This is a genomic window from Streptomyces griseoruber (genome assembly GCF_001514205.1).
In the GTDB taxonomy this organism is placed as follows: domain Bacteria; phylum Actinomycetota; class Actinomycetes; order Streptomycetales; family Streptomycetaceae; genus Streptomyces; species Streptomyces griseoruber.
Genome location: NZ_KQ948768.1, coordinates 331,903 through 354,998, shown reverse-complemented (window position 1 = coordinate 354,998; position 23,096 = coordinate 331,903). Strand labels below are relative to the sequence as shown.

Sequence of the window (23,096 nt, the reverse complement as noted above, 5' to 3'; positions counted from 1 at the left end):
CGCATAGGTTCCCGGCAACACCTGAGCAAGCGGCGAGGAGGCGGACTGGTGAGCGACGACAACCAGTACGACACATGTGTGATCGGGGCGGGACCCGCGGGGCTGGCCGTGGCGAGGGCGCTGGCGGAGCGCGAGCTGCCGTACACCCACATCGAGCGCCACACGGGCCCGGGAGGACTGTGGGACATCGACAACCCGGGCAGCCCGATGTACGAGTCGGCCCACTTCATCTCCAGCAGGACGCTGTCCGGGTTCGGCGGCCATCCGATGCCGGACCACTTCGCGGACTACCCGCCGCACCGGCAGATCCTGTCCTACCTGACGTCCTTCGCCGACGCGTACGGGCTCAGGGACCGGATCGAGTTCGGCACGGAGGTCCGCGGCGTGGAGAAGAACGCGGACGGCACCTGGACGGTCACCCGGGCCGACGGACGGGAGAGCGTGCACCGCCACGTCGTGGTCTGCACGGGTGCGCAGTGGCACCCGAACATCCCGGACCTTCCCGGTGACTTCACCGGCGAGATCCGGCACACCGTGACCTATCGCAGCAGCGAGGAACTGCGCGGCAGGCGGGTGCTGGTGGTCGGTGCGGGAAACTCCGGCCTCGACATCGCCTGCGACGCGGCGCGCTCCGCCGACCACGCGGCGATCAGCATGCGCCGTGGCTACTGGTTCATCCCCAAGCATCTGTTCGGCCGGCCGGTGGACACGATCGCGGCGGGCGGTCCACACCTGCCGATGTGGTTGCAGCAGAAGGTGTTCGGTGCCCTCCTGCGGCTCGTCAACGGTGATCCGCGCCGGCTCGGACTGCAGAAGCCCGACCACAAGCTGTTCGAGACCCACCCCGCCATCAACTCGATGCTGATCCACCACCTCCAGCACGGGGACATCGACGCCAGGCCCGGGGTGGTCCGCACCGAGGGCCGGACGGTGCACTTCACCGACGGCACCAGTGACGCCTTCGACCTGATCCTGCTGGCGACCGGATACCTCCACAAGGTCCCCGTGGCGCAGAAGTACTTCGGCGACGAGCAGCACCCCGATCTGTACCTGTCGGCGTTCTCCCGCGACCACGCGGGCCTCTTCGGCATCGGGTTCGTGGAGACGAACTCCGGCGCCTACCAGCTCTTCGACACCCAGGCCCAGCTGATCGCCTCCTTCATCCGGGACTCGCGGCACGGGCTGCCGACCGCCGAGCGCTTCGCCCGCATGATCCGCGGCGACCGCCCGGACCTGAGCGGGGGACTGAAGTTCGTCGACTCACCGCGCCACACCGGGTACGTCCACAGCGACGCCTTCGTGAAGTACCTCGGCAAGGTCGCCGCGGGGATGGGCTGGCGCACCGAGGGCCGGCCGCCCCGGGCCACGTCCGTGCGGCAGGAGGCGGTGGCGTCGTGACGTACGACTTCCGCGACAAGGTCATCCTGGTGACGGGCGGCGCCGGCGGCATCGGCAGCGCCCTGTGCCGGCGGTTCGCCGGAGGCGGTGCCCGTCTCGTCGTGGTCGACATCGACGAGGTCCGGGCCGAGCGGACCGCCGCGGGCCTGCCGGGGAGCGGGCACATGGGGCTGGGCTGCGACCTGCTCGACCGCGGGGCGGTGGAACGCGCGATCGACGGCGTCGCCGTCACCCACGGCCGTCTCGACGTCCTGGTCAACAACGTCGGCATGACCAGCGCCGAACGCTTCGACGTGCGCAGCGTGGAGAGCATCGAGCGGGAGATCGGCCTCAACCTGCTCTCGCCGCTGGTCACCACCCGGATCGCCCTCCCGCTGCTCCGCGCCGCCACGGACCCGCGCGTGGTGACCACGGTGTCCCTCGGCGGGATCTTCCCGCTGGGCGAGACCCCCATCTACACCGCGTCCAAGTTCGGGCTGCGTGGCGCGATGCTCGCCATCGGGCTGGACCTGCGCGGCAAGGGCATCAGGGCCGGTTCGGTGCTGCCGTCGGCGACCGACACACGGATGCTGCGCCAGGAAGCCGTCGACGGCGGGAACTCCCTCCAGTTCCAGGACCGGCCGCAACAGCCCGAGGACGTCGTGCGCGCGGTCGTCGGCCTGCTCGACAAGCCGCGGCTGGAGGCGTACGTCCGGCCCGGCGAGTCCCGTCTGGTGCGGTTCGCGATGCTGGCGCCCAACCTGCTTCCGAGACTGTTCCCGCTGTTCCGCAAGCGCGGTGAGCGGGGCATGGCGCGTTACCTGGACGACCTGCGCCGCAGGGGGCTGGCCCGTCAGGTCGGCGGCCGCTGGGAACTGGTGGAGGAAGCATGAGCGAGGAGAAGCTGCGTGTCGTCAACCCGGCGACCGGTGAGCTGATCGCCACGGTCCCCGCGACGAGTGCCGGCGAGGTGGCGGCGGCGGCCGAGCGCGCGCACCACGTCTTCACGGGCGGCGTCTGGTCGGGACGCGCACCGAGGGAGCGCGCCGGTGTGTTGCTGCGCCTGGCCGACCTGATGGAGCGCGACGCCGAGATTCTGGCGCGGCTGGACAGCGAGGACGCAGGAAAGCCGATCACGGAGTGCCGTACCGGCGACGTACCCGGGGCGATCGAGTCGGTCCGCTGGTTCGCCGAGGCGGCCGACAAGATCTTCGGGCGCGTCGCCCCCACCGGTCACGACAGTCTGGGGCTCGTGAGCCGGGAGCCGGTCGGGGTGGCCGCCGCGATCCTGCCCTGGAACTACCCCCTGGCCATGGCTGCCTGGAAGGTGGGACCCGCCCTCGCGGCAGGGAACTGCCTCCTGCTCAAGCCGGCCGAGGCGACACCGCGTTCGGCCCTTCACCTGGCCGAGCTGGCCCAGGAGGCGGGCCTCCCGGACGGTGTGCTGACGGTGCTTCCCGGCCACGGCTCCGTCACCGGTACGGCGCTGGCCCGCGACCCGCTGGTGCGTGCGTTGTCGTTCACCGGCTCCACGGCCACCGGGCGCCGCATCCTGGCCGACGCGGCGGAGACCAACTTCAAGCGGGTCTCCCTGGAAATGGGCGGCAAAAGCCCTCAGATCCTGATGCCCGACGCGCTCACCTACGGCGACGACCTCATCGACGCCATGACCGAGGCCGCGTTCCTGACCATGGGCCAGAACTGCACCGCCGGTTCGCGCGTGCTGGTCCACCACAGCATCGCCGAGGAGGTGCTGGACCGGTTCACGGCGGCGGCGAAGGGGCTGGTCATCGGCGACCCCGCGGACGCCCGCACCCAGGTGGGGCCGCTCATCAACCGTGCCGCCTTCGACCGGGTCGCGGCGGCGGTGGACGCGGCGCGCTCCGCCGGAGCCCACCTCCACACCGGGGGCCTCCCGCACGGTCTGCCGGCACGCGGCGCCTACTACCCGCCCACCGTGATCAGCCGTGCGCCGGAGGACGGCGACGTGCTCACCAAGGAGCTGTTCGGCCCCGTCGTGACCGTCCGGACCTTCACCACCGAGGACGAGGCCGTGCGCGTCGCGAACGCCACCGAGTACGGGCTCGCCGCCTCGGTGTGGACCCGGGACCTGGACGCGGCGTTCCGTCTGGCGCGGGGCATCGAGGCCGGAGTGGTCTCGGTCAACGCCTACAGCGAAGGGGACATGACGACCCCGTTCGGCGGCTGGAAGCAGTCCGGGTTCGGCGGCGCGGAGAAGTCCACCGGCGCCTTCGACCAGTGGACCAGGGAGAAGACGGTCTGGATCCGGACCCGTTGACCGGGTGACCCCGCGGTGCGGGCGGCGTCGGCTCAGATGCCGGCGCGCAGCCGTCCCGGGGTCACCCCGTGCCAGCGGCGCACCGCCCGCCGCAGGGCGCGCACGTCGGAGAAACCGGCCTGCCGGGCGACATCGCGCAGGGTCGGCCCAGGCCGGCGGAGCAGCTGTTCGACCCGCTCCCGGCGGACCCCGTCGACGAGGGCCTCGTACGTCGTGCCGCACTCGGCCAGCCGACGGCGCAGGGTGCGTTCGCTGGTGGCGTGCCGCCGGGCCTGGTCGGCGAAGGACGGCACGTCGGGCAGGCTCTGGGCGATCGAGATCTCCAGCACCTCCAGCAGCTCCTGCTGGTCCCGGCGTGACGTCATCTGCTCCTCCAGCAGCCCCATCACCGCCGCGTAGGTGACGGGGTCCCGCCCGGGCATCGGCCGGGCGGCCCATGCCATGGGGAACACCAGGCGGTTCTCCGCGGCGCCGAAACGCACCGGGCAGCGGAACAACTCCGTGAACGGCCCGGTGTCGTGCGGCGGCCGGAACGCGAACCCGACACTCAGCGGGGCGAATTCGGCGCCCGCGCTCAAACGGGTGAGGGCCACGACGCTGGCGAACGCCTCCTCGGCCAGGAAGACCGCGACCGACGGATCCAGGGCGGGATCGGGCAGCTCGGCCCGGAGCACATACCCGGCGTCCTCCGGCCGGGCCGACCAGACCACCATGGCGCCGGACAGGTTCTGGAACCGCACGCCCGTGTCGATCGCGTCCCGCAAGGTGTCGGCGGCCATCAGGGCGAAGCCGGGCAGACCCCAGGCGGTGAGGTGCTGCGCCGCGCCCACCCGCAGGCCCAGATGCGCGTCGCCGGTGAGCTCCACCGCGCGCCGGATGACGACGCTGCCCTGCCGGTAGGAGACCCGCAGCGCGGCGGAGCGCATCACGGCCTCGTCCAGTCCCACGTCCGTGAGCAGGGGCTGCAGGTGGACGTCGTACGCGTCGGAGACGAGGGCGAGGTAGCGCAGGATGTTCGGCTGGATGGTGGCCGAGGTACTGCGGCTGGTTCCGGGCGAGGGCATTCGAGGGTGTTTGTCGGGCATATGGTTCCTTGGTGACCGGGGGGAAGCGTGGTGAACCCGCGGAAGATTGACGGAAGTTGTGAATGCCGAGCAGAATCCGGTCTACTTCGTCGCGTTCACAGCGGACGAAGTGAGGCGACCGGTCTGTTCGCGCATGCCTTGTGACGATTCCCCGCGTGCGTCCGCCGTTCGCACTGTGCCACCTCCCACACCTTCTTTTCCTTAAGGGCTCATCTTGTCGCGTTCGAAACGTCTCAGAACCCTGCCCGCGCTCGCCGTCACCGCTGCCGCCGCACTCCCCGTGCTCGCGGCCGGCTCGGCGAGTGCCGCACCGGCCGGCGGGTGCCAGTCGGCCACCGTGCAGTACCGCATCGTCGGCGCCGACGGAAACGTCGTCGGAGCCGACTGGACTTCGCAGGGCGGGCTCTACCTCTGGAAGTCCGCCCCGGGGACGGTCGAGGTCCGTCTCGCGCCCGGCCAGAAGGTCGCCGAGGGCTGCACGTACCCCGTCTCCCTCGCCGAGTACACCACCGAGGGCCCCGACTGGTACACCTCGGGCCACCAGACGCTGGTCGACAAGGCCACCGTCTACCTCACCTCCGCCGATGTCGCCGGCACGGACGACGCCAAGGGCACCTGGCAGAAGCTGAGCGTGAAGACGCCCGACTGCTACGGCCAGATCGACCTGTACGGCGACGACGTCACCTACGACGGCGGCAGCGGCGCGGGGCACGGCCCCGCACCCTACGAGCCCGACGGCGTCGTCACCCCGTACCACCTCATAGCGGCCTGGAACGGCGGCGAGAAGGCCTGCACCCCCGGCTCGCCCACCCCCACCGCGTCGCAGCCGACCCCGACCGCGCCGGCCACACCCACGACCCCCGCGGACAGCACACCCCCGGCCGAGTCGACACCTCCGGCCACCCCCACCGCGCCCAAGCCCTCCTCGACACCTCCCACGACTCCGGACGTGCCGCCGCTGACGTCGACACCGCCGGCCACCCCCACGCCGTCACCGAGTGGCAGCAAGCCGCCGCTGGCCGAGACGGGTGCCGGCGCACCGGTCGGCCTGATCGCGGGTGCGGCGGCCCTGGTGGTCGCGGCCGGCGCCGGGGCGGTGTACGCGGCCGGGCGCGCGCGTCGCTCCTGACGGGGCGACCGGGCGTCGCTGTCACGCCGTAGCAAGGCCGGACGGCTCCGCTCCCGGGCGGAGCCGTCGTCGGTCCTCGCCGCGGCGTGCGTTCCCGGGCGCACCGCGCCGAGTCAGGCGTCTTGGACGGATGACTGAGATCTCTTGGGGTGAGTATCCGACCGCCGTTATCCTGACGGGCGAAGCTGCCGGTGGAGAGAGGAGTGCGCGTGCCCCGCATGGCGGCGACCGACCGGAGGGCCGAACTGCTCGAAGCGGCGATCCGGGTCATGACGCGGGACGGCGTGGCCAAGGCCACCACCCGCGCCATCGTGAACGAGGCCGGCATGCCCCTCGGGGTGTTCCACTACTGCTTCGACTCCAGGGAGCAGCTGCTCGAACTCGTCACGGAGACTCTGACCGAGCGGTACGTGGCGGAGGTCCGGGGACTCTTCGCACCGCACAAGGAGATCCGCGACAGCGTCCTCGACAGCCTGTACACGTTCTGGAAGGGCTTCGAGGCCAACCCTCGTGAGCACCAGATCAACTATGAGCTCACACAGTACGCGCTGCGCAATCCGGGCTTCGAGAACGTGGCGAGACGGCAGTACGAGATCTTCCTCGGCGCCCACGCCGCCCTGCTCGAACTCGCCGCCGACCATGCGGGGATCGAGTGGACGGTGCCCGTACCGGTCCTCGCGCGGTACGTGCAGTCGACGCTCGACGGCCTCAACATCACCTGGCTGGTGGACCGCAACAGCGACGACAGCCGGGCGGCCCTCGAACTGCTGGCCGACCACCTCCTCCGGCACACCACGCCCAGGGAGACCTGAGCCGGCCGGGGCGCCCCACCTCATGGAGCCGGGGCGGACGTGCCCGGCTCGCACCACACGTCGGGCGGGACGACGCCGAGCGAGCGGCCCCGCGGGTCGAGGACCCGGCCGAGGAGCTTGTCGTGGCGCAGGGTCATCGTCCGGTCGGTGACGACGAGGCCGGGATGGACGTCACAGAGGCGGATCTCCAGACGCGGCACGTCGCTCACGGAGTGCAGAGTGGCCTGGACGACGAGATTGTGTTCGCCCGTGACGGCGGCGCAGTTGCGGACTTCGGGCAGACGGACGAGGGCGTGCCCGACGGCGGGCAGTTCCCTGACGGGGGCCGTGGCCCAGAACGTGACCGCGACCGGCCACCCGCCCAGTGGGCGGGCGAAGTCGCAGCGGAAGCGGACCAGGCCGAGCCTGGTCAGCCGGTCGAGGCGCCGCCTGACCGTGAAGGCGGTGGTGCCGAGCGCCTCCGCCAGGGTCTGGAAGGAGGCGCGGCCGTCGTAGTGGAGGAGGCTCAGCAGGGTGCGGTCCCGCGAGGTGATCTCCTCGCTGCCGGTGCCCCGCCCGGTCTCCCCGCCACCGGGCGGTGTGCGCAGCAGTGAGCGCTGTTCGCGGTCCAACGCGTCGATCTGCCATTGCCCGCCCTCGGCGAACATGTGCGTGACGATCCGCGTGCGCACGGCGGCGATGCCCGGCACGGCCGAGAGGACGTCCAGGGTGTAGCGCGCCATGGCCGCGATGTCGGCGGTGACCACGGTCGCGAGGAGCCGGTGGGTGTCCGCGGTCCGCTCGATGGTGACCGCGTGCGGGTGGCCCCGCAGCGCGCCGGCCACGGCGTCGGCCGCCCCGGCCGCGCAGTCGATCTCGGCGAACGCGACACAGAGGCGGTGCAGCAGTGTGGGTCCGGGGGAGACCCCGACCCACGCCTCACCGCGCTCGGTGAGTTGCCTGAAGCGGCGCGCCGCCGTGACGGCGTCCACGCCGAGGGTGCGGCCCAGCTCGGTCCAGGAGGCGCGGGGGCGCAGTTGCAGGGCGTGGATGAGCGCGAGATCGCCTTCACTCAGCACGGGCACCTGTCTCCGGATCCTGCGTTCACGGCGGCCGGCGAGGGTGAATCCTGCGTTTCGCCGACCCGTACGGCGCAGTGTCGCACTCTGGACGTCCACGAGACCCTGTGCGTGTCGCAGCTGAGCGATGAGGTGTCAGTCATGGCGTTCGCCGACTACCAGAACGAGATCTACCTGAACGGGCTGGGAGGTGTGCTGCCCTCGTTCCCCATGGACTTCGCCGGACTGGAGGCGAAGGCACGCGCAGCGCTGCCGCCGTCGGTGTGGTCCTACGTCGCCGGTGGCGCGGGGGACGAGCACACCCAGCGAGCCAACGTGGCCGCCTTCGCCCGCTGGGGGCTGATCCCCCGCATGTTCGTCGGGGCCGCGCAGCGCGATCTGACCGTGGAGCTGTTCGGCATGACCCTGCCGTCCCCGGTGTTCCTCGCCCCGGTCGGCGTGATCGGGCTGTGTGCCCAGGACGGGCACGGCGACCTGGCCACGGCCAGGGCAGCCGCGCGCACCGGGGTGCCGATGGTCGCCTCGACCCTGTCCGTCGACCCGCTGGAAACCGTCGCGGACGAACTCGGGGACGTCCCCGGCTTCTTCCAGCTCTACACACCCACCGACCGGGCACTCGCCGAGAGCCTCGTGCACCGCGCCGAAAGCGCCGGTTACCGGGGCATCGTCGTCACCCTCGACACCTGGATCACCGGCTGGCGCCCGCGCGACCTCTCGGCAGCCAACTTCCCGCAGCTGCGCGGCCACTGCCTCGCCAACTACTTCACCGACCCCGTCTTCCGGGCCGCGCTGCCCCGCCCGCCCGAGGAGGACCCCCCGTCCGCGGTCCTGCGCTGGACCCAGGTCTTCGGCAACCCGCTCACCTGGCAGGACCTGGACTGGCTGCGCTCACTGACCGACCTGCCGCTGATCGTGAAGGGCATCTGCCATCCCGAGGACGCCCGCCGCGCCCGGGACGGGGGAGTGGACGCGATCTACTGCTCCAACCACGGCGGCCGGCAGGCCAATGGCGGCCTCCCCGCGCTGAACGCCCTGCCCGCCGTCGTCGAGGCCGCCGACGGGCTGCCGGTCCTCTTCGACTCCGGCGTCCGTAGCGGCGCGGACATCGTCAAGGCCCTCGCCCTGGGCGCGACGGCGGTCGGCATCGGCCGCCCCTACGCCTACGGCTGCGCGCTGGGCGGCACGGACGGCATCGTCCACGTCCTGCGCGCCCTGCTCGCCGAGGCCGATCTGATCATGGCCGTCGACGGATACCCACGCGTGGACGACCTGGTTCCCGAGGCGCTTCAGGCCCTGTAGGCGGCGGTGTGCCGGTGCGTGACCAGGGGACCTCAGCCGCGGGATGCGGCACACGCGAGCACTTACCCGTGCCCGGAGGAGCTGCGCGGCAAGGGCGCTGGTCGTCGGAGCCGGACCTACACGGCCCACCTGGACGGTCGCGGTGAGCCGGAAAAGGCGGGCGTGGTGGCGGTGCTCGTGTCCTCGTACGTGGAGCCCGACGCCGCGCTGCCGGAGACGGTGAGCAGGACGGCGTCGCGCGCGGGGACCGTGGTGGTGCAACCGGCGGTGAAGGACCCGGCGTCGGAGCCCGCCCGGCCCATGGGCAGGCCGCGGTCGGAGTCGGTGAGCGTCATGGCCGTGGTCGGGGTCTGGCCCGTCGGCGACCGCCGCCATCCCGTCCGGCCAGAGTGCGGCATGGCCGGCGGCGGCCATGCCGGAGGAGGCGAGTGCGTCGGTCCGCTGCTCGACCCGGGGACTCCCTCTATCGATAGGCCAGTTTCCGGAGTATCAGGGAGGAGAGCGGCGTCGGCAGCGTGCGCAGGGTGCGGACCAGGGCCGCCGTGGGCCAGGGGAAGTACGCGTGAGCCGGTTCCCTCTCCAGGGCGCGTGTGACGTGGCGTGCGGCGCGCTCCTCGCTGATCTCGAACGGCTTGGGCAGGCCGTCCTCGCTGATGCGTTCCGTGGCCACGAAGCCCGGATGGATGGTGGTGAACCGGATTCCCCTGGGCTCCAGTTCGACGCGGGCGGCGTCCAGCAGCGTGCGGGCGGCGGCCTTCGCCGCCGAGTACGGGCCCTGGCGGGGGAGGCCCATGAGCCCCGCGAGGGAGTTGGTGTGGGCGATCAGGCCGCCGTTCTGCTGCCGGAGCATCTGCTCGGTCAGCGGGACGAGGTGGTTGACGACGACCCCGTAGTTCAGCGCCATGATGTGTGAGACATCGGCGACGGAGACCTCGTCCATGGCCATGTCCGGTCCGTCGCCGGCGTTGAGCAGCGCGATGTCGACGGCCCCGAACTCACTCGCGGCGGCCGCCACCACGTCGGCCGCCGCCCGCGGGTCGAGGGCGTCGGCGGTGAGGGGCAGGCAGTGGCTGCCTGCGGCCCGGACCTGCTCCGCGACCCGGGCCAGTTCGGGGGCGCGCCGGGCCGTGATGACCAACCGGTTCTTGCCGGGGGCGAGTTGGCGCGCCACTTCCGCACCGATGCCCGAGGACGCGCCGACGATGAGGATCGTGCGGTCGGTGATCCTTGCCATGGTGATCCGTTTCTCGAAGGTGCGGCCACTGTCCGGGACGGAGGGTGCAGGGGGCCGGTGGGGAAGTGCCGGTCAGAACGGTAGTACGTACGCCTCGAGACTCTCGCGGTGAGGAGTGCGGACGCGCTGCCCGCCCGACCGGCGTTCCCGGTCCGTCCGTCAGTCGAGCAGATCCGGTTCCTGCTGTGTGATCTGGTCCCACATCGGGCGGAACCGGAACCGGCCCGGCAGCGGACCGGAGGTCGGGGCGGGCCCGGTGGACCTCGAAGGGATGCAGAACGCGGCCTTGTTCACCGGCCGCTTCCGCTCCAGCAGGGTCCCGTCGTGGTCGACGAGGACGAGGTCGCGGACGCGGATCTGCCCGAAGGACATTCCGAAGGGGTTGACCCAGAAGGCCTCGGGGCGTTCGGGGTCGCGCCCGGTGATGTGTCCCGCGACTCCCTCCGAGAAGCCGAAGCGGGCGAACAGCCGGAAGGCGGCGGCGAGTTCCTGCTTGCGGATCAGTCGCTCCTCCTCGACCGTCGGGTTCTGCGGCGGTACCGGCAGTGTGACGCCTTCGGGCAGGGGGCCGACCGACTCGTGCGGGACGGGGGCGGTGGTGGTGGTCGTCGGGGGCATGGAGCCGTTCCTCTCGTGCCGTACGGCCTCCGGGGAGGATCGGAACGGCCAGTAGCGGGAGCGGTCAGCCGGTGGTGAGTTGCCCCGGGATGCGGCCGGAGGCGCGGAGTTCCCGTAGGTCGGGGATGTGGTTGTAGAGGGCGCCGGGGCTGACGCCGAGGATCTTGGCGATCGAGGTGATCGAGTTCTCGGGGTTGGGGAGCATGTCGCGGGCGGCACGGATGATTTCGGGAGTGGCGACGGTGGGTCGGCCGCCGACGCGGCCGCGGGCGCGTGCGGCGTCCAGGCCCTCGCGGGTGCCGGAGACGATCAGCTCGCGGATGAACTCGGCGAGGGCGGCGAAGACGGGGAAGACGAGCCGGCCGCCGGGGGTGGTGGTGTCCAGGCGCTCGTGCAGCGAGCAGAAGCCGATCTCGCGGCGCCGGAGTTCGCCGACCATGTTCACCAGGTCCTTGAGGGATCGGCCGTACCGGTCCAGCGCGGGGACCACCAGGGTGTCGCCGGCGGCGAGGAAGGAGTGGCAGGCCTTGAGCTCGGGGCGCAGGTCATCCTTGCCGGACTTCCTGTCGGCGAAGATCCGTCGGCATCCGGCCGCGGTGAGGGCGTCGATCCGTCGGTCGAGCTTCTGCCCGCCGGTGGAGAGGCGGGCGTAGCCGATGAGGATCTCGGTCCGGTGGGCGGGTTCGGCGACCAGGAGGTCGAACACATCGGACTCGAAGGGGGTGCTCACACCCCGGCAGAGGTCCACGCTGACCTCCTGAACAGCGGTGATGCGCTGACCGCTTGAGCTCGCCATGGTTTGTTGAAGCCTGGTGAAGTTGTCAGTACGCCCGCCCGAACGCTTCATCGTCGGCGGCGGTTGAGCACTCCGATGAGCGCGGCAAGGTCGCCGGCGCCAGCCGGGTCATCCGCGTAGCGGGTGGTCTGGAGGGGACCGACCTCAGGAAGGACGATGTCCTCCCGGGTCAGAACATGGACCAAGGTCAACAGCGCGGCGCGGGCATTGCCATCAGTGAAGGGGTGGAAGAACGCCACATCGAGGTAGGCGCGGGCCGCGCGGGCCGCCAGCGGGATGTCCGGGTCGTTCGTCTCGCGCAGGCAGGAATCGAACTCGGCTGGGGTGCGCGGGCTCAGGCCGTAGCGCTCGCGGCCAGCCTTCGCATAGGCGTCGCTCACGCGGAACGGTGCCCCTGTTGCAGCAAGGACTTCGCGCTGCCAACCGGCCAGCAGGGCGAAGTCCAGCGGGGCGCGGCGTGCGGCATCTTCTCGGGCCAAGGCGTATGCGGCGAGCAGACGCTCGGCGCGAACCGGGTCGCGCCGACGCACCGGCCCCTCGCACCAGGACCGGAACCCATCACGGTCGGGCGGGACCCGCTGTAGGGCCGGTGCACATTGCCAGTCGACCTCGCGGCGCACGCGCAGCCAGACTGAAAGGCTGTCAGTAGCGGTCATGGAGTTCCTCCAGCGCCGCCCTCTCACGATGGTCCTGGTACGGGGCGTGGCCGGTGAGGCCGACGGCGAGGTCATCGCCGACGGATTCGATCAGTGTCCGCTCCGGGACCCAGCTTTTGAACCGGCCACCGATCGCGTTCTCCACTGCTTGCGCGGCTTCGGCCCGGTCCATGCCAGTGCTGGTGAGGAACCAGCTCAGGACGATCGAGGTCTGGCCGCGCCAGGCGTTGTCCGCGCCCGAGTCCAGCGCGTGGGTCACGAGCCGGACGCAGGCCCGTTCCAGGTGCCAGCTGCGATCCTCGGGTGAGGCGTCCGGCGGCGGCGCCAGCTCGGCGAAGCGCTGGGCCGTCCGCTCCAGCCACTCCCGCCACTCCCGCAGCGCGGCTACGACGCGTGCTGCGGTCTCGTCGGGGGTCGTCACCGAGCTCGGCCCGCTGACCCAGTTGCCGATGGGCCCGCCGTCGCGATAGGACCAGCTCCATCCCCAGGCCCAGGTGCCGTATCGCTCCCGAAGGACCGCGTCTACCTGGCTCTCACACCAACGTTCGCCCTGCCACCAGCCGGCCATGCCGGAGAGCACGGGCGGCACCCACGCGCGGACCAGCGAGCGGAGACGAGCGTCTTCGGTCTCATCCCAGGCGAACGGGTGACGAGCCGGGTCGAGTTCGTCCCAGTTCCGAATGTCCTCGTAGGTGACGTGAGGCACGCGGTTGTCGGGGAAGAGCAGGGTGTCACGGTTGTACGTCAGGGCTGGCCACACTTCCTGTTGAATGTGATCGACCTACCAGTCTCGGCTCGAAGCCCCTGCCATCGCGAATGGTTTTCGGACCCCACCCCGTACGGCCATCTGCGCAGAACCTATAGCCCGCTCTCATCGTCACCGACCGATGGTTCGCGCAGCGGCCGGAGCCCGGCCTCGGCCGGGCGGAAGAACGCGTACCGGCCGAGGAAGTTGATGCGGTCGAACTGCAGTGGTGAGAGGCGGGCGAGGAGGTCGTCGGTGACGGGGAAGCCGTCGGCGGCCAGATACTTGGCCGCCCGGTCCAGGTAGAGGCTGTGTTTCTGCCGCAGCTCGCCGCGCCGGCCGAAGAGGATCCGCCGCGCCAGGCGGTGGCGAGCCTCGGTGATGTTCAGCTGCTTGCCGATCATGCGGCGGTAGCCGTCGTCGGAGATGAACTGCAGCAGGTGCAGGGTCTTGAAGATCCGGCCGTAGTGGGCGAAGGCGTCGCCCAGGCCGGTCGGGCGACCGTCCCGGGACAGCATGCGGATCAGGTCGTGGCCGCGGACCTCACCAAGGGTCAGGGAGCCGGCCACCCGCAGCGTGTCGCCCCAGTGCGCCCGGATGCGGTCCCAAGGGCACCGTGTGCCGGGAGACCTCCTGCAGCGGCCCGTAGTCCGCGCTGGCGTGGGTGCGCCACAGTCGGGCGTCGGAGATGTCCGCGATCCGCGGGGAGAACTGGTAGCCGCAGATCGCGAACAGCCCGAACACGATGTCGCTGTAGCTCGCGGTGTCGGTGACCACGGTCTCCGGCTTCGGTCCGCCGTCGCGGCCCAGCAGCGCGTCCAGGATGAACAGAGAGTCGCCCAGCGTGCCGGGTACCACCACTCCGCCCAGGCCCATGACCTGGTCGTTGACCACGTTCAGCCAGGTGGCGCCGTTCTTGCGTAGCCCGAAGTACCGGGGGCTGTAACCTGCGTGGATCGTCTGGACCGGAACGGAACCGCACCCCGTCCGCGGAGGCGACCAGGCCGCCGCCCCAGGCCCGGACGATGTCGACCTTGGCCTGGGCGCCGATGAGCATCCCGTTGGCGGCGCCGATGGTTTCGGCCCGCAGGTGTCCCTGGTCGACCTGGACCGGGCGGCGCGGGTGAGTGCCGGCACGTTCGGCTTGGCGACCGGGGTCAGGCCGACGTTGCAGGCCTCCGCGAGCAGCAGCGCGCAGACGCTGACCTCGAAGTCGTCCATGTGCGGGTCGGCACCGGAGATATGGGTGAACGCGGTTGTCATGTCGGTCGGCTCGGCGACCTCCAGGAGCAACTCGGGGAAGTCGACCTTCGGCAGCATGCTGTTGGCCGCTCGACGCACCGCGCCCCTGGGGCTCACTGGTCTCGCCTCTGCTGTGGCGGCTGGTCAACGACGGGCGCTCCTCGGCCGGGTCACCCGGAAGATCTCCGCCGCGCTGGACCACCCCGAGCTGGCCAGGCGCTCCCGCCTCGCCGATCGCCCCGGACGGTCTCGCCTGGGACGAGGACGGCCGGACCGTCTGGGTCGCCAACGCGCTGCGCGGTGAGTGTGTCCGGGTCGAGGAGGGCGGGCGGGTCCTCGACCGCGTCGCCACCAGCCAGCACACGCTGAGCTGCCTGGTGGCCGGCGACGACGGCCGCACCCTGTTGGCGGCGACCGTCCCGACCGACGACCCCGTGCGCGCTGCCGCGCTCAGTGACGGGCACATCGAGGTGTTCCGGCTGTGAGGCACCGCGTCCCGGCTGTGCGCCGGAAGGTAAAGGTCGCGTCTCGGCCATTCCTGAACGATTGACTTGGACTACTGACCAAGAGAAAGTCTGAGGCCATGAGCAAGCCACCCCAGCACGACCGCGTCGTCCTCGTGACCGGCGCGGCGGCCGGTATCGGAGCCGCGATCGCCGCGGCCGCGGTCGGCGCCGGCCACCGTGTGCTGCTGACCGACATCGACGAGGCGGCCGCGCAGGCCACCGCCACCCGTCTCGGCGGGCGGGCCGCGGCCTTCCGCCTCGACATCCGTGACTCGGAGGGCTGGACCAAGGCGTTCGACGCGGCCGAGGCCGAATTCGGCCCCGTCGACATCCTGGTCAACAACGCCGGCGTCATCACCACCGGCAACACCCGCGACCTGAGCCTGGCACAGCACCGTGCCATGGTCGAGGTCAACCTGCTCGGCACCATGACCGGCGTCTGCACGGCCATCCCGAGGATGACCGAGCGGGGCAGCGGCCACATCGTCACGATCTGCAGCATGAGCTCCTTCCTGCCACTGCCGGGATACGCCCCCTACGGCGGCACCAAGCACGGGCTGCGGGCCTTCCACCATGCCGTCGCGCTGGAGGAGCGGCACGGCCCGCTGGACTTCACGATCATCCACCCGGCATCCACCCGCACCGGGATGCTCGACCAGGAGCTCAACGACCCGACCGCGATCACCGCGTTCGCCGAGAAGCCGGTGACACCCGCCGAGGTCGCCAGGGCCGTCGTCGAGACGTTCCGCACCAAGCCGACCGAAGTGGTCTTCCCGGCCCTCGCCGGCCGCGTCCAGCAGATCGCCGGTGCGGTACCGCAGCTCATCCGCCTGCTCGTGCCCACCATCGAGGCCAAGGGGCGGCGCGAACGCGACCGCCTCCTGCGCACCGGCCCCACCCGGCTGTCGGACCCGTCCGGAGGCTCGTGATGACAATCGAGGAAGACCGTACGAGTACGTCCGCGGCATCCGTGCCCGACCGGGTGGGGGGCGCCATCAGCGGGCCGAGCGAGGACCGGATGACCCGGCTCGCCCAGGCCACCGAGCACCTGGAACCCCCCTTCGCCGTCGTCGACCTGGACGCCTTCGACCGCAACGCCGCCGACCTGGCCCGCCGTACGCACGGCCAGGCCACCGTCCGCCTCGCCAGCAAGTCCGTGCGCAGCCGTGACCTCATCCGGCGCGCGGTCGCACGACCGCGCTACCAGGGCATCCTCGCCTTCACCCTGCCCGAGGCCCTGTGGCTGGCCGAGGAGCACGACGACGTGGTCATCGGCTACCCGACCACCGACCGGGAAGCGCTGCGGCGGCTCGCCGCGGACGACCGTGCTGCCGAGCGCGTCACCCTGATGATCGACTCGGTCGGCCATCTGGACCTCGTGGACGAGGCCGCAGGCCCGAAGCGCCCCGACATCCGGGTCTGCATCGACCTGGATGCCGCCCTCGAATTCTTCGGCGGCCGCATCCACCTGGGCCCCTACCGCTCCCCCGTACACACCCCGTGGCAGGCCGCGGACCTGGCCCGCACCGTCGCCGAGCGGCCCGGCTTCCGGCTGGTGGGCGTGATGTCGTACGAGGGCCAGATCGCCGGCCTCGGGGACAACCCGCTCGGCGCTCCGGTCCAGGGCGTCCTGCGGCGGGCCATGCAGCGCCTGTCGGCCCGGGAACTCGCCGAACGCCGGGCCGCCGCCGTCGCCGCCGTCGAGGCCGTCGCACCACTGGAGTTCGTCAACGGCGGCGGCACCGGCTCCGTCGAGCAGACCGCCGCCGAGCATGTCATCACCGAGGTCGGGGCGGGATCGGGGCTCTACGGACCCGGGCTGTTCGACCACTACCGCCGTTTCCGGCCCCGCCCCGCCGCCTTCTTCGTCATGCCCGTCGTACGCCGCCCCACGGCGAGGATCGCGACGCTCCTCGGCGGTGGCTGGGTCGCCTCCGGGCCGGTGGGCGCCGACCGGCTGCCGACCCTCAGCCGGCCCGAGGGGCTGAAGCTGACCTCGCTCGAAGGTGCCGGAGAGGTCCAGACCCCCGTACGGGGCGAGGCCGCGCACGGCCTGCGGCTCGGCGACCGTGTGTGGCTGCGCCACGCCAAGGCCGGCGAGTTGTGCGAACGCGTCAACACCCTCCACCTGGTGTCCGGCTCCGAGACCGTCGGCCAGGCACCCACCTACCGAGGCGAGGGACACGCGTTCCTCTGAATCCCGACCGTGCCATCCCTTACTCGCCCTTCCGGCCGAACCCACCTCCCGGAGGCCCGATGCCCGCCGAGTTCACAGCACCCGCACCCGCCCTGGCCGAAGCCCGCGTGGGTGTCGTCGCGCACGGACCCACCCAGCCGGTGTCCCGTCGCGGGCGCGCTGGCGTTCGCGGCCGGGCTGCCGATCGTGTTCCGCGTGGTGCAGGGAGCCGCGGCGGCCGTGATCATTCCCCAGGCGATCGGCCTGATCGACGTATCGGAATGCCGGCGCCCGCCACGTGGATGACCACGCAGGCGGGGCCGCCCTGGAGGGACGTCAGAGCGGAGCGATCGCCGCCTCGGCCGCGGCCTTGATCCGGTGGCCGAACGCGTCGGCGTCCTTGCGAGCCGCGGCGAGCGCCAGGCCGACGAGGAGCTTGCCCAGCCCGTGGCCCTCCAGGACGTTGTGGATCCGGACCCGCGTCCGGCCCTCGGGCAATGACTCCAGGTCGTAGCCGCCTTCGCGCGCGGTCACGGTGTTCTTCGAGACTTCGGCCCAACGGAGTCGCACGGGGGCTTCGAGCGCGGTGATGCGGAACTCGCGTGCGGTCTTCATCCCGGCGTCCTTGACGGTGCTCCGGAAGATCGTGCCCACGGAGGTCGGGGCGTCCGGGATCCGCTCGATCCTGAGCACCCGGGGGCTGAACTGGGGGTCGTTGCGGCCGTCGGCCAGGTAGGCGAACACCTCCGCGACGGGCCGGTCGACCTCGACCGTCGCTTCGAACCGTCCTGACATGGGCACTCCTCGTCGCTCGGACACGTGCGAAGGAACGCTGGGTCACACCGCACCGCCGGTCCTGCCGCGGCGGCACTGCGACCCTACGGGACCTGCGGCCGCACCGCGCGGTGTACGCGGGATCCCGTGACCGGGGAGCGGGCAGGCCGTCACGGGCTCGAAGGAGCAGTTCGAGGAGCTGAGCCAGGGCGAGCCGTAAGCGCAGGCGGCTAGGCTGGACATCTCCGGCCGGTCCAGGAGGAACCCCGCGACCAGCTCATCGGGGCTCTCGCCACAGCCGCCTCCTGACCGCCCGAGGCGCGCGCCGCTCACGGCGCCGGAGCCCGGGCCCCGAGAGGAGCAGAGGGCATGACCGGTAGGGCTGATCCGGGGACGGACACCGATGTACTGGATGCCGCGTTCGCGGAGACGGTGCGCCGGACCGGCGCGTCCATCGGCGCTCTGTACCTGCTCGCACCGGACGAGCGGCTGCTGAGCCTGGTCGCGGTGTGCGGGGTCCCGGTGGAGTTCGCCGCCCCCTGGGCGCGAGTCCCGCTCGCTTCCCCGGCACCCGTGGCCGACGCCGTGCGTGAGAACCGGCTGGTGTGGATCGGCAGCCAGGAGGAGATGGCCCGCTCCTATCCGCGCACCGCGATGGTCCTTCCCTATCCGCTGGCGCTGGCGGCGGCGCCGGTCACCGGCGTCCGGCGGTGGGGGACGCTGCTGCTGATGTGGCCGGCCACGCGCCCCTCCCACATGACGCCACGCGAGCGGGGCAACATCAGGTCCAGTTGCGGCCGTCTGGCCCGGCTGCTGGAGGAGGCCGCCGATCAGCCCGGGCCCGCCCACCCCGAGCGGCCGCGTGCCGTTCCCGTCGGAACCGGCCGCCGGCCCGCTCCCACGGCGTCGGCCGTCGCCGACTTCGTCGAGCGGCTGCCCGGCGGCAGCTGCGCGCTGGACCTGGAGGGGCGTTTCACCTACGTCAGTGCCGGTGCCGTCGACCTCCTGGGCCGCGAGGCGGCCCACCTGCTGGGCACGCTGCCATGGCAGTCCCTGCGCTGGCTCGACGCTCCCCTCTACGAGGACCGCTACCGTGCCGCGGTGATCAGCCGCGAGCCCGTCTCGTTCACCGCCTGCCGCCCGCCGGACCAGTGGCTCGACTTCCATCTCTACCCGGACGACAGCGGCATCAGCGCCCGCATCCTTCCCAGCAGTGCGTACGAGCCGTCCTCACCGGCGGCCGGCCGGACCGTCACCGCCGCCGAGTCGACCCGCGCCGGCCAGCTGTACCAGCTCACGCACCTCGCCGCCGCGCTGACCGAGGTCGTCGGCGTCCAGGACGTCGTCGACCTGGTCGCCGACCAGATCATGCCCGCCTTCGGCGCCCGGGGCCTCGTCCTGTCCACCGCCGACGCCGGCCGGCTGCGGATCACCGGCCACCGCGGCTACGCCTCGGACACCATCGCACGCCTGGACGGCCTCCCGCTCGACACCGCCTTCACCCCGGCCGGGCAGACCCTCGCCACCGGCATCCCCGCGTTCTTCGCCGACGTCGAGGAGATGCGGCGCGACTATCCCGAGGCCCCGCCGGTCAGCGGCAAGCAGGCCTGGGCGTTCCTCCCGCTGATCATCTCCGGCCGCCCGGTCGGCATCTGTGTCCTGTCGTACGACGCCCCCCACACGTTCGGCGCCGAGGAACGCGCCGTCCTGACCTCCCTCGCCGGGCTCATCGCCCAGGCCGTCGACCGCGCCCGCCTCTACGACACCAAACACGAACTCGCCCACGGCCTCCAGCAGGCACTGCTCCCGCACCGCCTCCCCACGATCGACGGCCTACGGGTAGCCGCCCGCTACCTCCCCGCCACCCGCGGCATGGACATCGGCGGGGACTTCTACGACCTGATCCGACTCGGCGACACCGCGGCAGCCGCCGTCATCGGTGACGTCCAGGGGCACAATGTCGCCGCCGCCGCCCTGATGGGCCAGGTACGCACCGGCGTTCACGCCCACGCGACCCTCGGCGCACCCCCCGACCAGGTCCTCCGGCGTACGAACCGGCTCCTCACCGATCTCGACCCCGACCTGTTCACCAGCTGCCTCTACACACACCTCGACCTCGCCCGCCGACGCGTCACCCTCGCCAGCGCCGGCCACCCGCCGCCGATCCTGCGCCTCCCCGACGGCGCGACCCGGCCCCTGGACGTCCCGCCCGGACCGCTCCTCGGCATCGACCCGGACGCGGCCTTCCCGGTGACCGAGATTCCGCTCACCGAGGGGATGCTGCTGGCCCTCTACACCGACGGACTCGTCGAAGCACCGGGCGTCGACCTCGACGACTCCATCACCCGCCTCGCCCACCATCTCGGCGAAGCCGACGACCGGGACCTGCATCTGCTCATCGACACCGTGCTGAGCACGTCCGGCACCACCGGGCAGCGCCTCGACGACATCGCGCTGCTCGTACTGCAGGAGATGGAGATGCCCGGCGGAGGTCGCCCTGGCACAGGGTCCGCCCGGTGAACGCGCACCCTGCGGTGCGGGACCGGCAGTGAGGCAGGACGGCTTGTCAGCTCCGTCTTCCGGACGGCCCTTCCGGGAGGCCCACGTCGGCCGGGGTGACCCGGGCTCGGCGGGCCCGCAGAATCGGTCTGGGCGCGATGTCGATGTCCCACGCCTACACCGGGGCGGGCACCGATGACGCGGAGTCGATCCGTACGATCCACCGGGCACTCGACCTCGGTGTCACCCTGCTCGACACCGCCGAGGTCTACGGGCCTTACGTCAACGAGGAACTCGTCGGCCGCGCGCCGAAGGGCCGCCGCGAAGGCGTCGTACTCGCCACGAAGTTCGGCTTCATGTCCCACACGGGTCGCGAAGGCGGCATCGACAGCAGCCCGGCGAACATCCGCATCGCCGTCGAAGGCTCCCTCAAGCGCCTCGGCACGGACCGCATCGACCTCTGCTACCAGCACCGCGTCGACCCGGACACCCGATCGAGGACACCGTGGGAACCATGGCGGAACTGGTCGCCGAGGGAACCGGCGAGAACCTCCAGCGAAACCTGCGTCTGGCGGACGAGGTCAGGGCCGTCGCGGACGAGGTCGGCGGGACACCCGCGCAGGTGGCCCTGGCCTGGCTGCTCGCCCAGGGCGACGACATCGCCCCCATTCCCGGCACCAAGCGCGTGGAGCGGGTCGAGGAGAACACCGCCGCCGACCGCGTCGTCCTGACCGCCGGGCAGATCGAGAAGCTCGACAACCTGCCGGCGGCCGCCGGTGACCACCACGACGAGGCGGGCATGCGCCTGCTCGGCCGGTGACCGGCCCGCGAACGAAGCGGAACCCCCCTCCGGAGCCGGAGCCACCCGTGCGGCCAACAGCCGGCCCGTCCGCCCGCGACGGGATCGTCGACGCGCACCGCGCCTACCTGACCGCCATGCACGAGGCCGACATTCCCGGTCCTCGGCGACCTGCTCGGCGGCGGCTTCACCCTCACCCACATGACCGGATACGTGCAGCCGAAGGCCGAATGGCTGGCAGAGATGAGACAAGGCCGGTTCGTCTACCACACCATCGAGGAGAAGAGCACGACCCTCGACGTCGACGGCGACACGGCCCGCCTGGTCGTCCGGACCGTCACGGACGCGACCGTGTACGGCACCCGGTGGGACCGGCGGCTGCGACTGGCCACCGACTGCGTCCGCAGGGGCGAGACCTGGGTCGTGCTGCGCACCGAGGCCACCACCTGGTGACCCGAGATCGTCCGGAGGCGGATGTGACAGTGGACCGGCTGGGTCTGGTCGTGCACGGTGGACGCCCGGAGGCCGTGGCGGCGGCCGGCCTCGTCCGCACATGGTGCGCGGAACACGCCGTGGGGTGTGCGGACATCGACGTGTGGCACGACGGCGGACGGCGCAGCGCCCGCGAGGAGGTCGAGGCAGGGGGCGACCCGGATCTCGTGGTGACGCTGGGCGGTGACGGCACCTTTCTGCGCGGCGCGCGGCTGGCCGCCGAGAACGGCTCCCTGGTCCTGGGGGTCGATCTGGGCCGGGTGGGCTTTCTGACGGAGGTGTCGGCCTCCGCGGTGCGCTCGGCACTGGACGCGGTGCGGGAGGACCGGTTCGAGGTCGACAGCCGCATGCTGCTCGCCCTGCGCGCCTCGCGCCGGCTGGAGGTGCCGGCGGGCATGGAATCCCTCATCGCGTACGGCCGGGGGCCGCTGCTGCCGCCTCCGCAGGTGCGGCCCGACTGCGAGGTCGACCCGGACTGGGGCATTCCGCTGGATGTCACCGCGCTCAACGACGTCGTGGTGGAGAAGCTGGTGAGGGACCGGCAGGTGTCGGTGGGGGTCTACGTCTCCGGCCGGCTGCTGGCCTCCTACTCGGCCGACGCGCTGCTGGTGGCCACGCCGACCGGGTCGACGGCCTACAGCTTCGCCGCGGGCGGGCCGGTGGTCTCGCCCCGCGCGGAGGCCCTCGTGTTCACGCCGGTCGCCCCTCACATGGCCTTCGACCGCTCGGTCGTCACGGCGCCCGACGAGCCCGTCGGGCTGCGTCTGCTGGAGCGTTCGGGGCCGGCCGCGGTCAGTGTCGACGGTCAGCTGCGGGGCGTGCTCGACCCGGGGGACTGGATCGGTGTGTACGCGGCCCCGCGCCGTCTGCGTGCGGTCCGCCTGGGCCCGATGGACTTCTACGGCCGGCTGCGCGAGCGGATGAACCTGACCGACGCCCCGGCGGCGGTCGCCGACGGTTCCCCCGCACCCCTGTGGTCGGTCACCACGCCGCCACCCGGGGACCTCGCCCATCTGGCCCTGCTGACTGCCCCGGACGGCTCCTGACCGGCCGGGGGCCGGCGCCGGGTTCCTTGCCGTCGTTCGTCCGGTGTCACTGCTGCCGGGCGGGCCTGAGCAGCGGGCTGGCCGCGGTGGTGAGGAGGACCAGGGCGGCGGCGGTCAGGAGGCTGGTGCGCAGGCCGGGGAAGAAGGCCGCGTGCTGGGCCACCGGGGCGCGCCGAACACGGTCACGGCGAGGCACCGCCGACCTGGCGTGCGGTGTTCAGGACGCCGTCGGCGGTGCCCGCGCGCTCGGCCGGCACGCGGTCGAGGAGCAGGGAGGTCACCGCCGGGACCGCCTGGCGAGGGGCGCTGGCCGACCTCGGTGCGGCCGGCGAACTCACCCGCGCCCACCGGCCACAGAGCGACGGCAAGGTCGCAGGCTTCCACCGCACCCTCCTCGACGCATGGGCCTACCTGCGGCCCTGCACCAGCAACACCGAACGCACCGCGGCCCACC

Annotated in this window: 22 protein-coding genes and 4 pseudogenes; 14 read left to right on the top strand and 12 right to left on the bottom strand. The window is 72.0% G+C overall.

Going from position 1 to position 23,096, the window contains the following annotated elements; translation table 11 throughout:
- Positions 1–78: 78 nt before the first annotated feature.
- From AQJ64_RS18540 to AQJ64_RS18530, 3 genes are read left to right on the top strand one after another with little or no spacing between them, the layout of a single operon-like run.
- Positions 79–1,398 (top strand): flavin-containing monooxygenase, encoded by a 1,320-nt coding sequence (locus tag AQJ64_RS18540; RefSeq protein ID WP_055633539.1) that lies wholly within the window; start codon positions 79–81, stop codon positions 1,396–1,398.
- Positions 1,395–2,270, top strand: a complete 876-nt coding sequence (locus AQJ64_RS18535; RefSeq protein WP_055633499.1) for an SDR family NAD(P)-dependent oxidoreductase — start codon at positions 1,395–1,397, stop codon at positions 2,268–2,270. The genes AQJ64_RS18540 and AQJ64_RS18535 overlap by 4 nt, the downstream gene beginning before the upstream one ends.
- Positions 2,267–3,676, top strand: a complete 1,410-nt coding sequence (locus AQJ64_RS18530) for an aldehyde dehydrogenase family protein (protein ID WP_055633498.1) — start codon at positions 2,267–2,269, stop codon at positions 3,674–3,676. Before AQJ64_RS18535 ends, AQJ64_RS18530 begins: the two co-directional genes overlap by 4 nt.
- Positions 3,677–3,708: 32 nt before the next feature.
- Here AQJ64_RS18530 and AQJ64_RS18525 read toward each other — a convergent pair whose 3' ends face one another.
- A complete protein-coding gene (locus AQJ64_RS18525) occupies positions 3,709–4,740 on the bottom strand; it encodes an AraC family transcriptional regulator (RefSeq protein WP_240512581.1) in 1,032 nt (343 codons plus the stop codon).
- Positions 4,741–4,975: 235 nt separating this feature from the next.
- Here AQJ64_RS18525 and AQJ64_RS18520 point away from each other — a divergent pair, with 235 nt between their 5' ends.
- Both AQJ64_RS18520 and AQJ64_RS18515 read left to right on the top strand, forming a co-directional pair.
- Positions 4,976–5,890 carry a hypothetical protein gene (locus AQJ64_RS18520; protein WP_059202774.1) on the top strand — a complete coding sequence of 305 codons (915 nt, stop codon included), beginning with the start codon at positions 4,976–4,978 and terminating at the stop codon, positions 5,888–5,890.
- A 218-nt stretch (positions 5,891–6,108) separates the two neighbouring features.
- Positions 6,109–6,702, top strand: coding sequence for a TetR/AcrR family transcriptional regulator (locus tag AQJ64_RS18515; RefSeq protein WP_059202773.1), 594 nt, complete (start codon positions 6,109–6,111; stop codon positions 6,700–6,702).
- A gap of 20 nt (positions 6,703–6,722) precedes the next feature.
- Here AQJ64_RS18515 and AQJ64_RS18510 read toward each other — a convergent pair whose 3' ends face one another.
- Positions 6,723–7,766 carry an Lrp/AsnC family transcriptional regulator gene (locus tag AQJ64_RS18510; protein ID WP_244902667.1) on the bottom strand — a complete coding sequence of 348 codons (1,044 nt, stop codon included), beginning with the start codon at positions 7,764–7,766 and terminating at the stop codon, positions 6,723–6,725.
- Between the two features lie 135 nt (positions 7,767–7,901).
- Between AQJ64_RS18510 and AQJ64_RS18505 the strand changes: the two genes are divergently transcribed.
- Positions 7,902–9,059: an alpha-hydroxy-acid oxidizing protein gene (locus AQJ64_RS18505; protein WP_059202772.1), complete on the top strand. Its 1,158-nt coding sequence runs from the start codon at positions 7,902–7,904 to the stop codon at positions 9,057–9,059.
- A gap of 116 nt (positions 9,060–9,175) precedes the next feature.
- On the opposite strand, the gene AQJ64_RS18500 is transcribed toward AQJ64_RS18505, so the two are convergent.
- The 9 genes and pseudogenes from AQJ64_RS18500 to AQJ64_RS52370 all read right to left on the bottom strand — a co-directional run.
- On the bottom strand, positions 9,176–9,394 hold the full coding sequence (locus AQJ64_RS18500; RefSeq protein WP_059202771.1) for a hypothetical protein: 219 nt from the start codon (positions 9,392–9,394) through the stop codon (positions 9,176–9,178).
- 128 nt (positions 9,395–9,522) lie between these two features.
- Positions 9,523–10,293 carry an SDR family NAD(P)-dependent oxidoreductase gene (locus tag AQJ64_RS18495; RefSeq protein ID WP_055638004.1) on the bottom strand — a complete coding sequence of 257 codons (771 nt, stop codon included), beginning with the start codon at positions 10,291–10,293 and terminating at the stop codon, positions 9,523–9,525.
- A 159-nt stretch (positions 10,294–10,452) separates the two neighbouring features.
- Complete coding sequence (locus AQJ64_RS18490; RefSeq protein WP_079061758.1) at positions 10,453–10,911, bottom strand: class II aldolase/adducin family protein; 459 nt, start codon at positions 10,909–10,911, stop codon at positions 10,453–10,455.
- A 64-nt stretch (positions 10,912–10,975) separates the two neighbouring features.
- Positions 10,976–11,707 carry a recombinase family protein gene (locus AQJ64_RS18485; protein ID WP_240512921.1) on the bottom strand — a complete coding sequence of 244 codons (732 nt, stop codon included), beginning with the start codon at positions 11,705–11,707 and terminating at the stop codon, positions 10,976–10,978.
- A gap of 47 nt (positions 11,708–11,754) precedes the next feature.
- Complete coding sequence (locus AQJ64_RS18480) at positions 11,755–12,363, bottom strand: Fic family protein (protein WP_240512920.1); 609 nt, start codon at positions 12,361–12,363, stop codon at positions 11,755–11,757.
- Entirely contained in the window at positions 12,350–13,123 is a 774-nt protein-coding gene (locus tag AQJ64_RS18475) for a hypothetical protein (RefSeq protein WP_240512919.1), read from the bottom strand. Before AQJ64_RS18475 ends, AQJ64_RS18480 begins: the two co-directional genes overlap by 14 nt.
- A 98-nt stretch (positions 13,124–13,221) precedes the next feature.
- A complete protein-coding gene (locus AQJ64_RS51745) occupies positions 13,222–13,677 on the bottom strand; it encodes a Tn3 family transposase (RefSeq protein WP_276206727.1) in 456 nt (151 codons plus the stop codon).
- Positions 13,652–14,165, bottom strand: a pseudogene (locus AQJ64_RS52375) (Tn3 family transposase). Before AQJ64_RS52375 ends, AQJ64_RS51745 begins: the two are co-directional and overlap by 26 nt.
- 71 nt (positions 14,166–14,236) lie before the next feature.
- Positions 14,237–14,428 (bottom strand): annotated as a pseudogene (locus AQJ64_RS52370) (Tn3 family transposase); the annotation flags it as partial.
- On the opposite strand from AQJ64_RS52370, the gene AQJ64_RS52365 reads away from it, so the two are divergent.
- The 3 genes from AQJ64_RS52365 (at position 14,365) to AQJ64_RS18450 (ending at position 17,053) form a co-directional block, all read left to right on the top strand.
- Positions 14,365–14,835, top strand: a complete 471-nt coding sequence (locus AQJ64_RS52365; protein WP_420876579.1) for an SMP-30/gluconolactonase/LRE family protein — start codon at positions 14,365–14,367, stop codon at positions 14,833–14,835. The pseudogene AQJ64_RS52370 and the gene AQJ64_RS52365 overlap by 64 nt on opposite strands.
- 98 nt (positions 14,836–14,933) lie before the next feature.
- Positions 14,934–15,785, top strand: a complete 852-nt coding sequence (locus AQJ64_RS18455; protein WP_055638001.1) for an SDR family NAD(P)-dependent oxidoreductase — start codon at positions 14,934–14,936, stop codon at positions 15,783–15,785.
- Positions 15,785–17,053 (top strand): amino acid deaminase/aldolase, encoded by a 1,269-nt coding sequence (locus AQJ64_RS18450; protein WP_079061756.1) that lies wholly within the window; start codon positions 15,785–15,787, stop codon positions 17,051–17,053. The genes AQJ64_RS18455 and AQJ64_RS18450 overlap by 1 nt, the downstream gene beginning before the upstream one ends.
- A 315-nt stretch (positions 17,054–17,368) precedes the next feature.
- Here the strand turns inward: AQJ64_RS18450 and AQJ64_RS18445 are convergent, their stop codons facing one another.
- Positions 17,369–17,827: an SRPBCC family protein gene (locus AQJ64_RS18445; RefSeq protein WP_059202770.1), complete on the bottom strand. Its 459-nt coding sequence runs from the start codon at positions 17,825–17,827 to the stop codon at positions 17,369–17,371.
- Between the two features lie 348 nt (positions 17,828–18,175).
- On the opposite strand from AQJ64_RS18445, the gene AQJ64_RS18440 reads away from it, so the two are divergent.
- The 5 genes and pseudogenes from AQJ64_RS18440 to AQJ64_RS18420 form a co-directional block, all read left to right on the top strand.
- Positions 18,176–20,326, top strand: a complete 2,151-nt coding sequence (locus AQJ64_RS18440; protein WP_059202769.1) for a SpoIIE family protein phosphatase — start codon at positions 18,176–18,178, stop codon at positions 20,324–20,326.
- 137 nt (positions 20,327–20,463) lie between these two features.
- Positions 20,464–21,125, top strand: a pseudogene (locus AQJ64_RS18435) (aldo/keto reductase).
- A 180-nt stretch (positions 21,126–21,305) separates the two neighbouring features.
- Positions 21,306–21,557: a nuclear transport factor 2 family protein gene (locus AQJ64_RS18430; RefSeq protein WP_240512548.1), complete on the top strand. Its 252-nt coding sequence runs from the start codon at positions 21,306–21,308 to the stop codon at positions 21,555–21,557.
- A 23-nt stretch (positions 21,558–21,580) separates the two neighbouring features.
- Entirely contained in the window at positions 21,581–22,642 is a 1,062-nt protein-coding gene (locus AQJ64_RS18425) for an NAD(+)/NADH kinase (protein ID WP_055632956.1), read from the top strand.
- Positions 22,643–22,933: 291 nt separating this feature from the next.
- Positions 22,934–23,096 (top strand): annotated as a pseudogene (locus AQJ64_RS18420) (IS481 family transposase); the annotation flags it as partial.

Coding starts and splice junctions, on each gene's coding strand:
- AQJ64_RS18530 (WP_055633498.1), top strand. CDS start 2,267: ATGAGCGAGGAGAAGCTGCGTGTCGTCAACCCGGCGACCGGTGAGCTG.
- AQJ64_RS18525 (WP_240512581.1), bottom strand. CDS start 4,740: ATGCCCTCGCCCGGAACCAGCCGCAGTACCTCGGCCACCATCCAGCCG.
- AQJ64_RS18515 (WP_059202773.1), top strand. CDS start 6,109: ATGGCGGCGACCGACCGGAGGGCCGAACTGCTCGAAGCGGCGATCCGG.
- AQJ64_RS18505 (WP_059202772.1), top strand. CDS start 7,902: ATGGCGTTCGCCGACTACCAGAACGAGATCTACCTGAACGGGCTGGGA.
- AQJ64_RS18500 (WP_059202771.1), bottom strand. CDS start 9,394: ATGACGCTCACCGACTCCGACCGCGGCCTGCCCATGGGCCGGGCGGGC.
- AQJ64_RS18495 (WP_055638004.1), bottom strand. CDS start 10,293: ATGGCAAGGATCACCGACCGCACGATCCTCATCGTCGGCGCGTCCTCG.
- AQJ64_RS18490 (WP_079061758.1), bottom strand. CDS start 10,911: ATGCCCCCGACGACCACCACCACCGCCCCCGTCCCGCACGAGTCGGTC.
- AQJ64_RS18485 (WP_240512921.1), bottom strand. CDS start 11,707: ATGGCGAGCTCAAGCGGTCAGCGCATCACCGCTGTTCAGGAGGTCAGC.
- AQJ64_RS18480 (WP_240512920.1), bottom strand. CDS start 12,363: ATGACCGCTACTGACAGCCTTTCAGTCTGGCTGCGCGTGCGCCGCGAG.
- AQJ64_RS18455 (WP_055638001.1), top strand. CDS start 14,934: ATGAGCAAGCCACCCCAGCACGACCGCGTCGTCCTCGTGACCGGCGCG.
- AQJ64_RS18450 (WP_079061756.1), top strand. CDS start 15,785: ATGACAATCGAGGAAGACCGTACGAGTACGTCCGCGGCATCCGTGCCC.
- AQJ64_RS18445 (WP_059202770.1), bottom strand. CDS start 17,827: ATGTCAGGACGGTTCGAAGCGACGGTCGAGGTCGACCGGCCCGTCGCG.
- AQJ64_RS18440 (WP_059202769.1), top strand. CDS start 18,176: ATGACCGGTAGGGCTGATCCGGGGACGGACACCGATGTACTGGATGCC.
- AQJ64_RS18430 (WP_240512548.1), top strand. CDS start 21,306: ATGACCGGATACGTGCAGCCGAAGGCCGAATGGCTGGCAGAGATGAGA.